Source organism: Pseudomonas sp. GL_091 (assembly GCF_057837725.1).
In genome coordinates, this window is record NZ_CM174451.1 from 6,942,177 (window position 1) to 6,956,649 (window position 14,473).

The 14,473-nt window shown below is 58.6% G+C and carries 15 protein-coding genes; 10 read left to right on the forward strand and 5 right to left on the reverse strand.

Going from position 1 to position 14,473, the window contains the following annotated elements; genetic code table 11:
- Positions 1–7: 7 nt before the first annotated feature.
- The 5 genes from lysA to AC3ITY_RS31750 are packed head-to-tail and all read left to right on the forward strand — an operon-like array spanning position 8 to position 4,435.
- The gene (lysA, locus tag AC3ITY_RS31730) at positions 8–1,255 is read left to right on the forward strand and encodes a diaminopimelate decarboxylase (protein ID WP_489306806.1); all 1,248 of its coding nucleotides are present in this window, start codon (positions 8–10) and stop codon (positions 1,253–1,255) included.
- A 4-nt stretch (positions 1,256–1,259) separates the two neighbouring features.
- A complete protein-coding gene (gene dapF, locus AC3ITY_RS31735) occupies positions 1,260–2,090 on the forward strand; it encodes a diaminopimelate epimerase (protein ID WP_489306808.1) in 831 nt (276 codons plus the stop codon).
- Between the two features lie 13 nt (positions 2,091–2,103).
- Positions 2,104–2,829 carry a DUF484 family protein gene (locus AC3ITY_RS31740; protein ID WP_489306809.1) on the forward strand — a complete coding sequence of 242 codons (726 nt, stop codon included), beginning with the start codon at positions 2,104–2,106 and terminating at the stop codon, positions 2,827–2,829.
- A gap of 2 nt (positions 2,830–2,831) precedes the next feature.
- Entirely contained in the window at positions 2,832–3,731 is a 900-nt protein-coding gene (gene xerC, locus AC3ITY_RS31745; RefSeq protein ID WP_489306811.1) for a tyrosine recombinase XerC, read from the forward strand.
- Entirely contained in the window at positions 3,728–4,435 is a 708-nt protein-coding gene (locus AC3ITY_RS31750) for an HAD family hydrolase (protein ID WP_489306813.1), read from the forward strand. The genes xerC and AC3ITY_RS31750 overlap by 4 nt, the downstream gene beginning before the upstream one ends.
- A gap of 185 nt (positions 4,436–4,620) precedes the next feature.
- On the opposite strand, the gene sutA is transcribed toward AC3ITY_RS31750, so the two are convergent.
- The 4 genes from sutA to glnK form a co-directional block, all read right to left on the reverse strand.
- Positions 4,621–4,944 (reverse strand): transcriptional regulator SutA, encoded by a 324-nt coding sequence (gene sutA, locus AC3ITY_RS31755; RefSeq protein WP_008050867.1) that lies wholly within the window; start codon positions 4,942–4,944, stop codon positions 4,621–4,623.
- 101 nt (positions 4,945–5,045) lie between these two features.
- On the reverse strand, positions 5,046–5,471 hold the full coding sequence (locus AC3ITY_RS31760; RefSeq protein ID WP_489306814.1) for a secondary thiamine-phosphate synthase enzyme YjbQ: 426 nt from the start codon (positions 5,469–5,471) through the stop codon (positions 5,046–5,048).
- Positions 5,472–5,685: 214 nt separating this feature from the next.
- Positions 5,686–7,023 (reverse strand): ammonium transporter, encoded by a 1,338-nt coding sequence (locus AC3ITY_RS31765; protein WP_489306815.1) that lies wholly within the window; start codon positions 7,021–7,023, stop codon positions 5,686–5,688.
- Positions 7,024–7,058: 35 nt separating this feature from the next.
- A complete protein-coding gene (glnK, locus tag AC3ITY_RS31770; RefSeq protein ID WP_002555808.1) occupies positions 7,059–7,397 on the reverse strand; it encodes a P-II family nitrogen regulator in 339 nt (112 codons plus the stop codon).
- Between the two features lie 419 nt (positions 7,398–7,816).
- On the opposite strand from glnK, the gene AC3ITY_RS31775 reads away from it, so the two are divergent.
- The 4 genes from AC3ITY_RS31775 to AC3ITY_RS31790 all read left to right on the forward strand — a co-directional run bounded on the left by AC3ITY_RS31775 (position 7,817) and on the right by AC3ITY_RS31790 (position 11,626).
- A complete protein-coding gene (locus AC3ITY_RS31775; RefSeq protein ID WP_046038993.1) occupies positions 7,817–8,077 on the forward strand; it encodes an accessory factor UbiK family protein in 261 nt (86 codons plus the stop codon).
- Between the two features lie 433 nt (positions 8,078–8,510).
- Complete coding sequence (locus AC3ITY_RS31780; protein WP_489306817.1) at positions 8,511–8,957, forward strand: hypothetical protein; 447 nt, start codon at positions 8,511–8,513, stop codon at positions 8,955–8,957.
- A gap of 101 nt (positions 8,958–9,058) precedes the next feature.
- Entirely contained in the window at positions 9,059–9,859 is an 801-nt protein-coding gene (locus AC3ITY_RS31785; protein ID WP_489306818.1) for a hypothetical protein, read from the forward strand.
- A 273-nt stretch (positions 9,860–10,132) separates the two neighbouring features.
- The gene (locus AC3ITY_RS31790) at positions 10,133–11,626 is read left to right on the forward strand and encodes a YifB family Mg chelatase-like AAA ATPase (protein ID WP_489306819.1); all 1,494 of its coding nucleotides are present in this window, start codon (positions 10,133–10,135) and stop codon (positions 11,624–11,626) included.
- Positions 11,627–11,632: 6 nt separating this feature from the next.
- On the opposite strand, the gene AC3ITY_RS31795 is transcribed toward AC3ITY_RS31790, so the two are convergent.
- Positions 11,633–12,844, reverse strand: coding sequence for an aldose 1-epimerase family protein (locus AC3ITY_RS31795; RefSeq protein WP_489311050.1), 1,212 nt, complete (start codon positions 12,842–12,844; stop codon positions 11,633–11,635).
- Between the two features lie 266 nt (positions 12,845–13,110).
- On the opposite strand from AC3ITY_RS31795, the gene AC3ITY_RS31800 reads away from it, so the two are divergent.
- Positions 13,111–14,472: an SrfA family protein gene (locus tag AC3ITY_RS31800; protein WP_489306820.1), complete on the forward strand. Its 1,362-nt coding sequence runs from the start codon at positions 13,111–13,113 to the stop codon at positions 14,470–14,472.
- Position 14,473 lies beyond the last annotated feature (1 nt).

The window sequence follows — 14,473 nt, forward strand, 5'->3', positions numbered from 1 at the left end:
GAACCTCATGGACGCTTTTAACTACCGTGACGGTGAACTGTTCGCGGAAGGTGTTGCCCTGTCTGCCATCGCCGAGCGCTTTGGTACACCGACCTACGTTTACTCGCGCGCACACATCGAAGCCCAATACCTGGCTTTCGCCGATGCACTGGCGGGCATGCCGCACCTGGTGTGCTTTGCGGTCAAGGCCAACTCCAACCTGGGCGTATTGAATGTCCTGGCGCGTCTGGGCGCCGGTTTCGACATCGTCTCCCGTGGCGAACTGGAACGTGTACTGGCCGCTGGCGGCAGCGCCGACAAGATCGTGTTCTCCGGCGTCGGCAAGACCCGTGACGACATGCGTCGCGCCCTGGAAGTCGGCGTGCACTGCTTCAACGTCGAATCCACCGACGAGCTGGAACGCCTGCAAGTGGTCGCCGCCGAACTGGGCGTTCGCGCGCCGATTTCACTGCGCGTGAACCCGGACGTCGATGCCGGCACCCACCCGTACATTTCCACCGGTCTCAAAGAGAACAAGTTCGGTATCGCCATTGCCGACGCCGAAGACGTGTACGTGCGTGCCGCGCAGCTGCCGAACCTGGAAGTGGTCGGCGTCGATTGCCACATCGGCTCGCAACTGACCACCCTGCCGCCGTTCATCGACGCTCTCGACCGCCTGCTGGGCCTGGTCGACCGCCTTGGCGATTGCGGCATCTACCTGCGCCACATCGACCTCGGTGGCGGCCTGGGCGTGCGATACAAGGACGAGGAGCCGCCACTGGCTGCCGACTACATCAAAGCCGTGCGCGAGCGTCTCGACGGTCGTGACCTGGCGCTGGTGTTCGAGCCAGGCCGCTTCATCGTCGCCAACGCCGGCGTATTGCTGACCCAGGTCGAGTACCTCAAGCACACGGAGCACAAAGACTTCGCCATCGTCGACGCCGCCATGAACGACTTGATCCGCCCGGCGTTGTATCAAGCCTGGATGGACGTCACTGCCGTGCGCCCGCGCACCTCCGTTGCTCGCGCCTACGACATCGTCGGTCCGATCTGCGAGACCGGCGACTTCCTGGCCAAGGATCGTCAACTGGCCCTGGAAGAAGGCGACCTGCTGGCCGTGCATTCGGCCGGTGCCTACGGCTTTGTCATGAGTTCCAACTACAACACCCGCGGCCGTACCGCAGAAGTGTTGGTGGACGGTGATCAGGCATTTGAAGTGCGTCGCCGTGAGACGGTAGCCGAGTTGTTTGCTGGCGAAAGCCTGCTGCCGGAGTAAAACCATGCTGCTGCGTTTTACCAAGATGCACGGCCTGGGCAATGACTTCATGGTCCTCGACCTGGTCAGCCAGCACGCGCATATCCTGCCCAAGCACGCCAAGCAATGGGGCGACCGGCACACCGGCATCGGTTTCGACCAGTTGCTGATCGTTGAAGCGCCAAGCAATCCGGACGTGGATTTCCGCTATCGGATCTTCAACTCCGACGGTTCCGAAGTGGAACAGTGCGGTAACGGTGCGCGCTGCTTCGCCCGCTTTGTGCTCGACAAGCGCCTGACCGCAAAGCGGCAGATCCGCGTCGAGACCAAAAGCGGCGTCATCGAACTGGACGTGCGAAACGACGGCCAGATCAGCGTCAACATGGGCGCCCCACGCCTGGTGCCGGCGGATATTCCGTTCCAGGCGCCGGAGCAGGCCAAGAGTTATCAGGTCGACGTCGACGGCACCCAGGTCGACCTGGCCGCCGTGTCCATGGGCAACCCCCATGCCGTGCTGCGGGTCAGCGATATAAACAACGCGCCGGTGCATGAGCTGGGCCCGAAAATCGAACATCACCCGCGCTTCCCGGCACGGGTCAATGTCGGTTTTCTCCAGGTCATCGACCGGAGCCGCGCGCAGTTGCGCGTCTGGGAGCGTGGAGCCGGGGAAACCCAGGCTTGCGGAACCGGCGCCTGTGCCGCCGCAGTGGCCGCGATCAGCCAGGGGTGGATGGATTCGCCGCTATTGATCGACCTGCCTGGCGGGCGCCTGTCCATCGAATGGGCAGGCCCTGGTCAACCGGTGATGATGACCGGTCCGGCAGTGCGCGTATATGAAGGACAAGTGCGTCTTTGAGTGAGCGAAACCCATGACCGACAAGCCTCAGGTACCCGCACGACAAGCTGACGAATCACCGTCCGAAAGCCTGGAGGCGGCGGCTGTTGCCGCGTACCTGGAGGCTCATCCGGACTTCTTCGTCGAGCACGAAGAACTGCTCCCGTCCCTGCGTATTCCCCATCGGCGCGGCGATACCGTGTCGCTTGTGGAGCGTCAGATGACCATCCTGCGCGACCGCAACATTGAACTGCGCCATCGCCTGTCGCATTTGATGGATGTCGCTCGGGACAACGATCGGCTGTTCGAAAAAACCCGTCGATTGCTGCTGGCGCTGATGGATGCCGCCAGCCTGGAAGACGTGGTGATGTGCGTCGAAGACAGCCTGCGTCAGGACTTCCAGGTGCCCTTCGTCAGCCTCATCCTGCTCGGCGACAACGCCATGCCGGTGGGCCGCTGGGTCACCCACGCCGAAGCGCAAGTGGCTATTGGCGGCCTGCTCTCGGAAGACAAAAGCGTCAGTGGCAGCCTGCGCGAGCATGAACTGGACTTCCTGTTCGGCGAAGAACAGCGCAAGCAAATCGGTTCCACCGCGGTCGTTGCCATCAGCTACCAAGGCATCCACGGCATCCTGGCCATCGCCAGCCGCGATCCGCAGCACTACAAAAGCTCGGTGGGCACCTTGTTCCTGAGCTACATCGCTGAAGTCATGGGTCGCGTGCTGCCACGGGTCAACAACTCCCTGCGCTCGGTACGCTGAACATGGAACGACAACTGGACGCTTACTGCGAACACCTGCGCAGTGAGCGGCAGGTGTCGCCGCACACGCTGTCGGCCTACCGCCGCGACCTCGATAAAGTGCTGGGCTGGTGCGTCAAACAGAATATCGGCAGCTGGACGGCGCTGGACATCCAGCGCCTGCGCAGCCTGGTTGCCCGTCTGCACGCCCAGGGTCAATCATCCCGCAGCCTGGCACGATTGCTGTCGGCCGTTCGGGGGCTCTATCACTACCTGAACCGCGAAGGCCTGTGCGACCACGATCCGGCCAATGGCCTCGCGCCCCCCAAAGGCGAACGCCGCCTGCCGAAAACTCTCGACACCGACCGTGCGCTGCAACTGCTGGAAGGTGGTGTCGAGGATGACTTTCTGGCTCGCCGGGACCAAGCGATTCTGGAGCTGTTCTATTCCTCTGGCTTGCGGCTGTCGGAGCTGACGGGGCTCAATCTCGATCAGCTCGATCTGGCTGACGGTATGGTCCAGGTGCTCGGCAAAGGCAGCAAGACCCGCCTGCTGCCGGTAGGAAAAAAAGCCCGCGAAGCCCTGGAACTGTGGCTGCCACTGCGGGCCATGGCCAACCCGGCGGACGATGCGGTGTTTGTCAGCCAACAAGGTCGACGTCTCGGCCCCCGGGCGATCCAGGTGCGGGTCAAGGCTGCCGGCGAGCGCGAACTGGGACAGAACCTGCATCCGCACATGCTGCGGCACTCCTTCGCCAGCCATTTGCTGGAATCCTCCCAGGATCTGCGCGCGGTGCAGGAACTGCTCGGCCACTCGGACATCAAGACCACGCAGATTTACACCCACTTGGACTTCCAGCACCTGGCAGCGGTCTACGACAGCGCCCACCCACGGGCCAAACGCATGAAAGGCGACGATTCATGAGTATTCAGTTGATCACCTTCGATCTCGACGACACCCTGTGGGACACCGCCCCGGTAATCGTCAGCGCCGAAGCCGTTTTGCGTGAATGGCTGACCGAGCACGCGCCCAATCTGGGGGCGGTGCCGGTGGAGCATCTGTGGGCCATTCGTGAGCGCGTATTGAGCAATGAGCCTAGCCTCAAGCACCGCATCAGCGCCCTACGTCGACGAGTGCTGTTCCATGCACTGGAAGAGTCCGGCTACACCCATGCAGAAGCTTCGGATCTGGCGGACAAGAGCTTTGAAGTATTCCTGCACGCCCGGCATCAGATCGAAGTGTTTCCAGAGGTCGAACCGACCCTGGAAATCCTCGCCAACCACTACGCCCTCGGCGTGGTCACCAATGGCAACGCCGATGTGCGTCGGCTAGGCCTGGCGGACTACTTCAAGTTTGCGCTGTGCGCCGAAGACATCGGCATCGCCAAACCCGACGCGCGATTGTTCCAGGAGGCCTTGCAGCGCGGTGGCGCGACCGCTGAATCGGCGGTGCACATTGGCGATCATCCGGGCGATGACATTGCCGGTGCGCAGCAGGCGGGAATGCGGGCGATATGGTTCAACCCGGCGGGCAAGGTCTGGGAAGCAGAACGGCTGCCGGATGCGGAGATTCGCAGCCTGACTGATTTGCCGGCGTTGCTGGCGCGGTGGAATTCGGTGTCGGCTTGACACAAAACCTGTGGGAGCGAGCCTGCTCGCGATAGCGGTCTGACAGTCACCATATCGGCGTCTGGTCAATTGTCATCGCGAGCAGGCTCGCTCCCACAGAGGAACTGTGCTCAACCCAAAATTTTGTATCAGGCATGAAAAAGCCCGCAGCGACGGCGGGCTTTTTCAGCAAGCGGGTAGCAGGTTCAGATAGGCCGGCTGCCGTACTTGTTGTCCGGCTTCTTGGGCGGATCGGCGACCACATTGGCCTCCACTTCCTGCACTTTGCCGCCCTTGGCCAAAAACTCCTCCATAGCCCGCGCGAGAGCATCGCGTTCCTTGTTCTTGGCTTCGACACTCGGCAGCTCATCGACCGATACCGCTGCCTTGGCCTTGCCTTTGGCGGTCGGAACCGGCGCATCACCGCCGTCGTCTTCAGCGACGTCTTCCGCCGCTGCTTCCAGACCTTCTTCGGTTTCGTCGTCGTCGCCTACTTCGAGGTCGTCGTTTTCCAGATCATCGTCGCTCATGTTCTACCTCATGACTTGCGAAAAGCAGATTAGTTATAGCCCAGCTTTGCCCTCTGTCGAAGGCTGCCGGAAAAAAATCAACAGCCGCTGCTGACCAGCGGTTATGCCTCTTCACCGTGCACGGTGGCGAGGACTTTACGGGCACCGCCATGATCACGGTGCTCGCCCAGATAAACGCCTTGCCAGGTCCCCAACGCCAACCGGCCTGCCGCAATCGGCAAACTGAGCTGACAGCCAATCACGCTGGCCTTGAAGTGCGCCGGGAGGTCGTCCAGGCCTTCGTCGTTATGCTCATAGCCGTCTGTTCCTTGTGGGATCAGACGATTGAAAAATCGTTCGAAGTCGCGACGTACCGCCGGATCGGCGTTCTCGTTGATGGTCAACGACGCCGAGGTATGCTGCAGCCACAAATGCAACAGACCGACCCGACACGCCTTGAGTTCAGGCAGGCCGGCGAGTAACTCGTCCGTTACCAGATGAAAGCCCCGGGGCCTCGCCCGCAAGGTAATCAGAGTCTGTTGCCACATACAGTTCTCCGCACGTTCGGGGCGCATTCTAGCGCGCTCTGGGAAAAAACAAAGGCCCTAATATTCCTTCAATCCTGTAAGCCTTTGACCGCACAAAAACACCCGACGTAAACATCGTAAAACCTGTAGGAAAAAACCTTTCAGCTCAGCCTTCAATGACAAAATCCAGACAAAAAAATGCCCGGCAAGCCGGGCAGGTTTTTTATGCGCTTGCTTACAAGTTGTAGCCGCGTTCGTTGTGAAGCGCCAGATCGATGCCGACCGCTTCTTCTTCTTCGTTGATACGCAGGCCCATGACCGCATCCAGCACCTTGAGGATGATGTATGTGGCGATCGCGGTGTAGATCACCGTGAAGCCTACGCCTTTGCATTGAATCCACACTTGTGCGGCGATGTCGGTCACGGTGCCGAAGCCACCCAGGGACGGAGCAGCGAACACACCGGTCAGGATTGCGCCGAGGATACCGCCGATACCGTGCACACCGAAGGCGTCCAGGGAATCGTCATAGCCGAGCTTGCGCTTCAGAGTGGTGGCGCAGAAGAAGCACACCACGCCAGCCGCCAGACCGATGACCAGCGCGCCCATCGGGCCAACGGTGCCGGCAGCCGGGGTGATTGCCACCAGACCGGCAACCACGCCCGAAGCAATGCCCAGTGCACTAGGCTTGCCGTGGGTGATCCACTCGGCAAACATCCAGCCCAGCGCAGCAGCAGCGGTAGCGATTTGAGTTACCAGCATCGCCATGCCGGCGGTGCCGTTGGCCGCAGCGGCGGAACCGGCGTTGAAGCCGAACCAGCCGACCCACAGCATGGCCGCGCCCATCAGGGTGTAACCGAGGTTGTGCGGCGCCATCGGCGTGGTCGGGAAGCCCTTACGCTTGCCCAGCACCAGGCAGGCAACCAGACCAGCCACACCGGCGTTGATGTGCACCACGGTGCCGCCGGCGAAGTCCAGAACTCCCCAGTCCCACAACAGGCCGCCGTTTCCGGACCAGACCATGTGCGCAATCGGCGCGTAAACCAGGGTGAACCACACGCCCATGAACACCAGCATCGCGGAGAACTTCATCCGCTCGGCGAAGGCGCCGACGATCAACGCCGGGGTGATAATCGCGAAGGTCATCTGGAAGGTGACGAACACCGCCTCGGGGAACAGCGCCGCAGGGCCGGTCAGGCTGGCTGGCGTGATACCGGCGAGGAATGCCTTGCCCATGCCGCCGAAGAACGAGTTGAAGTTGATGACGCCCTGCTCCATGCCCGTGGTGTCGAACGCGATGCTGTAGCCATAAATGACCCACAGGACGCTGATCAGACCGGTAATGGCGAAGCACTGCATCATCACGGAAAGAATATTTTTCGACCGGACCATGCCACCGTAGAACAGCGCAAGGCCGGGAATGGTCATGAACAGCACGAGAGCTGTAGAGGTCAACATCCAGGCGGTATCGCCGGAGTTGAGGACTGGGGCCGCCACTTCGTCTGCCGCCATGGCCAGGCTGGGCATTACGAGGGACAACAGGGCTCCTAGCCCTGCGAATTTACGCAGAGTCATTTTGTTTTCTCCTGGGGCGTTGGGTTTGTGGCGGCTTAGATAGCGTCGGTATCGGTTTCGCCGGTACGGATGCGAATCGCCTGTTCCAGATTGACCACGAAGATCTTGCCGTCACCGATCTTGCCGGTGTTGGCAGCCTTGGTGATGGCCTCGATTACCCGGTCCAGATCCTTGTCATCGATGGCGACGTCGATCTTCACCTTGGGCAGGAAATCGACCACGTACTCCGCGCCGCGATACAGCTCGGTGTGACCCTTCTGCCGACCAAAGCCTTTGACTTCAGTGACGGTAATGCCCTGCACGCCGATCTCGGACAGCGACTCGCGTACGTCGTCCAGCTTGAACGGCTTGATGATGGCAGTGACTAGCTTCATGAAAACTCTCTCCCGAATTGGTGGACTTGCCCCAGGAAAACAAACCCGACTCAAGTCTAAGCGCAGTGCCTGGCTTTGTAACGCATCGTCGGCCTTACCTGCCCGTTCGACGCCAGCTAACCGCTCCCTGCGAAACACTCCCCGCGTTCCGCCTGGCGCACTGCATTCGTCACAACGACTGCATCAGTGCATGGGTTACCAGCATCTAAGCAGAAACCTTGCCATATCCACAAAACTCATAGTTTTCAACATTTTGCCGGCAGATGTCCGCCATATCGCAACAACACTCGCCGGGTTACGCACAATAACGGTGCGACGCCGTCCGTCCCCATGCGCGAAAAGCGTGCGCCCTTCGCCTGCGCAAATGACTATAGACACTGCGTGATACACTGCCCGTCATTGTTTCCAGGACATTGCCCATGCTCGCGCCAAAAGACTTCCTCGACGCCCTCACCGGCACCGCCTCCCGCCTCTTCAGCGGCGACACGCCTCTGCCGAAAGCTGAAATCGAAAGCCAGTTCAAAATGTTGCTGCAGAGCGGCTTCAGCAAACTGGATCTGGTGAGTCGGGAAGAATTCGATAGCCAGATGGTTGTATTGGCGCGCACCCGGGCGCGGTTGGAGAGCCTTGAGGCGAAGGTGGCGGAGCTGGAAGCGAAACTGAATCCGCCGACCGAGTAACGCCCCCAGCTCCCACCATCAAACCCAATCCAATATGGGCGCGACTTGCTCGCGATAAGGTCGGAACGACCTTCAGATACACCTGTAGGAATTGCCGTAGGCTGCGATCTTCAAGCTCGCGAGAATCCCGGCAACTTCCTACATCAATCTCATTCGCCGTCCGATTGCGCCGCAAAACTCCGGTTCCTAAACTCACTCTCAGTTGAAGGCCCTCGGGTCTGCCGGTTTTTCCGCAGGCACCGGTTCGCCAACCCGCGCACAGCTGCCACCCGATTCGTTTGGCGAAAATCAGAAGCAGTTTCCCTCATTTGAATGCCGGAACTGCACCCGCTCGAGAAAGTTCAAGCCCATGCTACAGGCTTGGATAATAGATTGTGATGAGCACAATTTTTTAAATGGAATATTGTTACCAACACCACAAGGAGCAACACCCATGAAACTGCCTAAGTCTTTAATTGCGACTTTCGCATTGACTGCATTTCACATAAGTTCAGCTATCGCCGGGCCGCCTGTAACAGTCACATTCAAGAACCTTGGAACACAGACTGCTACGTACACCCCCACAACCAACAATGAAGCTACAACAAAAGTAAACGCATCACCTACTCCACAAGAGTCCGTAATTGCAAATGGCTCGGATACGTACACCATACAAAGCCGGATGTTTCCTGGCCACAACTATGCTAATTTGCGATATCAAATGGGTAGAAAAAAATGTATTTATTTAGCTACATTTGTGGAGACTGTTGGCCCAGGCGCGACCAAAATCCCAAAATGGAATAATACGGCAACTCCTAGCGGCGGCGCCACCTGCACCATCAAGGTAACTAGAACAAATCCGTCCTCCTATGCCTGGTCAGTAGTAATCACCATGAAGTGAAGCATGTAGCGGGCCTTAAGTGGTTTGCAAGATCTTGCCAAAGTATCAATATTATCAGGCGATTGATCATGTCTTAGTCATCAAACAAGGAGTTGCAAAAAATGTTTAATTCACTAAACAACTCTGCAGTTAACAGCGGCCAAACGCTGGCTGGAACTAAAAAACTGACAGCGACTCCCAGCAAAAACCCAGGTGTCAACCAAAGTAGCCCCCAGGGCCCGTATGGCAACGCACGAGATAGCAGTACCGTTTCCACGCTAGCGAGCCAATTGAGCGAAGCCTCAGTACGTGCACAGGCCCGGGATGTACGCCTGACTAAAATGGAACTGAGTTCGATGGCTAAAAACACATTCAACGAATTGGAGAGTGCTAATTATACTGCCAATAAATCAAAACACGACTCTGAAGTTCCCGACTCAGATAACCCCACATTATTAGCGCGCGCCAAAAGTGCGACACAGTATACAAACGGACTCGGCAAAAATCCGTTTTCTGGAATGCCCATGGATCAACTGGCCTTAATCACTTACGATGACAGCGGCACCTTTACCGTCAATGAAAGACGGGCAGCATTGGAAGAATCGGCCAAACAAGAATTTGCATGGCGACAGAAAGTGGTGGCCGAAGCAGAATTTGAATATAACAGCACTGGAAAGCTTACCAACTTCTTCCAAAGTGTCCTTGACCATTACAAGGGCCTGCCTCCCGTGGAGCAAGCACAGTATCCAAACAACTACGAAACCAAACTCAAGGACTGGATAGATTTAGACTTCAACTATTTTACGAATATCGCAGAAGGCAAAAAAAAGATGGATACCGAGCGCTTCGCTAGCAAAATCCTGGACGGTGACAGTAGTTTGTTTGACGACACAACCTCTTCCAAAGAAGCTGCTTCAACATAAATTATTTTTATTTTGCACGCTGAATAAATTCGAGAAGTCAAATACCTGCGATATGTTTTGCAGACACTCCTTATGCAACTCGCAAACAGCGTTGAGTAGTGCGATTGCTCAGGAGGTGGATTTGCCACCGCAGCCGAACGCAGCGTTTGGCTGCTGTTACGTATAGTGGCTTCAGCAACATTCTGCGAAAGTTTCCCTCCTCTCTGGCAAGACTCCACGACTACCCTTCAAAAACCCGCAGGAAGCAGCCCCCGTTTAGCTCAAGGAACGACAATGTCCCTCTCCATCGTCCACAGCCGCGCCCAGGTCGGCGTGGAGGCGCCAGCCGTCACCGTTGAAGTCCATCTGGCCAATGGTTTGCCATCGCTGACCATGGTCGGCCTGCCCGAAGCGGCGGTGAAGGAAAGCAAGGATCGGGTGCGCAGCGCGATCATCAATTCCGGGCTGCAATTTCCGGCGCGACGGATCACGTTGAATCTGGCGCCCGCGGATTTGCCCAAGGATGGCGGGCGGTTCGATCTGGCGATTGCCCTGGGGATCCTCTCGGCCAGTGTGCAGGTGCCTACATTGACGCTCGATGATGCGGAATGCCTTGGGGAGTTGGCGTTATCAGGTGCCGTGCGGGCGGTTCGTGGGGTTCTGCCGGCGGCGCTGGCGGCACGCAAGGCCGGGCGCTGGTTGATGGTGCCGCGAGCTAACGCCGAGGAAGCGTGCCTGGCCTCGGGACTGAAAGTGATTGCGGTGGATCATCTGCTTGAGGCCGTTGCGCATTTCAATGGGCATACACCGATTGAGCCTTATGTCTCCAACGGCTTGCTCTATGCCAGCAAACCCTATCCTGACTTGAATGAAGTGCAGGGCCAACTCTCGGCCAAGCGCGCTTTGCTGATTGCAGCGGCGGGGGCTCACAACCTCCTGTTCAGCGGGCCGCCGGGGACGGGGAAAACGCTGTTGGCGAGTCGTTTACCGGGTTTGCTCCCACCGCTAGCCGAAAATGAAGCTCTTGAAGTCGCAGCCATTCAATCCGTTACCAGTTGCGTGCCATTGAGCCAATGGCCGCAAAGACCATTCCGCCAACCCCACCACTCCGCTTCCGGGCCGGCATTGGTCGGCGGCGGCTCGAAACCGCAACCCGGTGAAATAACCCTCGCCCATCATGGCGTTCTATTTCTCGACGAACTTCCGGAATTCGATCGCAAGGTGTTGGAGGTGTTAAGGGAGCCGCTTGAATCCGGTCACATCGTAATCTCCCGCGCCAAGGATCGTGTCCGCTTCCCGGCCCGTTTCCAATTGGTAGCCGCGATGAACCCGTGCCCCTGTGGATATCTTGGCGAACCCAGCGGCAAATGCAGTTGTACACCGGACATGGTCCAGCGTTACCGCAACAAACTGTCAGGGCCGTTGCTGGACCGAATCGACCTGCACCTGACCGTCGCTCGGGAAGCCACGGCGTTGAACCCTGCGCTGAAACCCGGTGATGACACCGCTACCGCCGCAGTGCTGGTTGCCGACGCCCGAGAGCGACAACAAAAACGCCAGGGCTGCGCGAACGCTTTCCTTGATCTGCCGGGCCTGCGCGAACACTGCAAGTTATCCACAACCGACGAAACCTGGCTGGAAACGGCATGTGAGCGATTGACCTTGTCGCTGCGAGCGGCCCATCGACTGCTTAAAGTCTCACGCACCCTGGCGGACCTTGAGCAAGTTGATGGCATCACCCGCGATCATCTGGCTGAGGCGCTGCAGTATCGGCCGAGCACAAACTGACCAGAATTACTCCTTGGAGAAATCAACTAACGGCGCTTGTCTTACCTCGGTTTCCCGAGCGCCCTGAATCTCGCTCACCCGATGCAACGCCTTGTCCACAGCCCCCTTATCCGCCAGCAAGCTGTACTTGATCTGAAACTGCCTCTGCTCTTTAACCCCAATAATCGGCACCAAACCAAGTGGCCGCTGATACCGGCGGTTATAAGAAAAACTCGTCCCCGGCTCCAACCCGGTCACATATCCCTGCCCTTGCGTATCGGTGTTCTTCCACAACGAGAACACAGGCAACTGCTGAGTATTAAACCCAACCGACACCCCAAGGCTCCCTGCCTTGTTATGCAGCACGGTCAACGTGTCACCTTTGGCATCGCCATAAGGCACAATGTTGTACACCGTTTCGTCATAGCCCTTGGTCGGCGCGCGATAGGTCCGCCAATCCGCCAGATCCCCTTTGGCCTTGTCGTTGAACGGCGACACCTGTTTGACCGGAGCCACAAATCGGGCGCCCTGCTCAAGGAACGGCGAACTGAAGTTACTGTGATAAAGCGCCTGGTATTCCTTCGGATAATCACCGTTGTTGGTCAGGGTGTCATTGAGGGCAAACGCGACGCTTCCGGGCTCAGTGAGCAGCTCAGTCATCACCGAGAAATCGACTTTCTTGAACGCCTGCTCTTTGAGTTCGCCGCGCAGGCTGATCGCGTAAGGCGGTTTCTCATCTATATGCAGGGTAACTTTGCTGGCCGGGATGTTGGCGGCGCGGCCATGCAGAGTCAGCAGTTCGCCGTTGTCCATGCCAGGATGGCCGACCCATTCGTAGCCGCAGCGGGCCACCAGCTCGTTGAAGCCTTCGAGCCAGCCCAGGCCGCCACGACCGTTGAGCTCGATGGAGGACGGATTGACCACGTCCTTGACCGGCGAATCCCAGCCCATGCGCACATTACCGACCGACGCCTGCAGCACGTTCATCCCGCGAGTCGGCACCACCGAGAGTTTCATCGTGCCGTTATCGATGTCGACGATGCTGACGCCCTCTTGCCGACCGCCGTGCAAGTTACGAAATGTCACGGAGAAGGGTTGGTCGGTTTTCACACCGAGTTGCTGGCTGGTGATCTGCCAGTTTTGCGCGGCTTTGTCGCTGTCGAGCAGGACGTAATCCCAAGCCATGGCGTGAGAGGCGGACAGCGCGCCAAGGACAACGAGGAGTTTGAGCGAGGTCATGGGGAAAGCCTTTATTGGAGTTGTGCATTTTTTATAGCGCTGATGAAACGATTCAGCAAGCATAAAAAGCTTACGCCCGAGCCTTCCCAAGCCAATTAAAATTGACCTTATGCAACCTCCGCACGCTTACGTTAGTCTCATAAGGCTTGAACCTCCGGCAGATTGACGGCGATATCATGATGACATTAAGGTCGCCCGCTAAATGCAGGAGCAAGTACAGACACATTTGTCTGTCATTTTTGCGCAACGGATCGTATGGAGTTTGAATGCGCGGGGCACTATTACGCAGCGGTAAGAGCGGGTCATTCACTGCCCTCGGTGAAACAGGTCAACCGGTCTACCGGGCGGCCCTGCAATTGCGCGAAGCCATTCGCCGCAAGAACCCCGATTTGGTCGATCATCTGGCCATCCCTCAAAGCGATGAACTCGGCAACCAGATCGATTGGTACAGCGCCCTCGACGGCGATGTGATCCCGTGGAGCAGCGCGACCGAAGAAGAGCGCGCCCCTGCCCGGCGCCAACTTGAAGCCCTCAAGACTGCACTCGAGGAATTGAGCCAGCGTTTCCTGGGCACTGATTCCGGTGAACAGCAGCAAGGCGACAAAGCCGTGTTCGGCAAGTTGCTCAAGCGCGTCATTCATATCCCTGACGAAAACTTCGTCTACCTGGTGCAAGGCAAACCGGTGCTGACCTTTTGGGGTTTCGAGCACGCCGGTACCGACCTCAATCGCGATCCCCTGCACTGCCTCTATCAGGCTCCGCCGCTGCCACCCATGGTTGAAGCGCCTGTTGTTGCGCCCGTCGTGCCGGTGGTGGCTCGTCCGTGGTGGCGTCGCTGGTGGTGGCTGTTGCTGCTGCCGCTCCTGCTGCTCCTTTTGTGGCTGTTGCTCGGCCTGCGCGGTTGCGTCCCGATTCCATTAGTGGCGGTGGACCTGCTGCCTGAGGGCATCGTTCCGGTGGAAAAACAACTGGAAGAGCCGCAACTGCCCGGCAATGTCACGACGCTCAATGGCGTTCCGGTGACAGGCTCCGTTATAGGCTCCACCACTGGAACGGGCACCGCCGTGACCGGAGCCCAAGGCGTGGAATCGCCGGCCGTCGAGGGTAACGAGGCTGACGCAGCACCCGCCGACTTGACCAAAGACCCAGCCAAAGACCCGGCAGCCGAAAACAGAACTGCGCCACCCGAAAACAAAACCGCGCCGCCGGATGTCACATCGCCCGAGGCAGAAAAATCCGCCGCCGCAAAAGCCGGCCCTCCCTTGAGCATCCCGCCTGACGCCGCCGACGGTGCCGCCAAGTTTCTCGATGGTCAGTACAGCGCAGGCGCCGGGATACAGGACCGCCGAACCGGCAAACCGCTGCGTCTGGAATACCAGCTCAAGGACGGTAAGGGCCAAGTCACCGTACACCAGGCCGACGGCTCGAAATGCAGTGGGCCGGTGAGCGCTACTATGAAGGGTGGCAGCCTGGCCATCGACAGTCAGGGCCAAGCCGTGTGCGGCGATGGCAGCACTTACGACATGCCCAAGGTCAACTGCCGCAAAGGGGCGACCACGGTCGCGGACTGCACCGGCGGTTACGGAAAAGATCAATTCCCCATGTCCATGCGGCACGTGGGCGAATAAA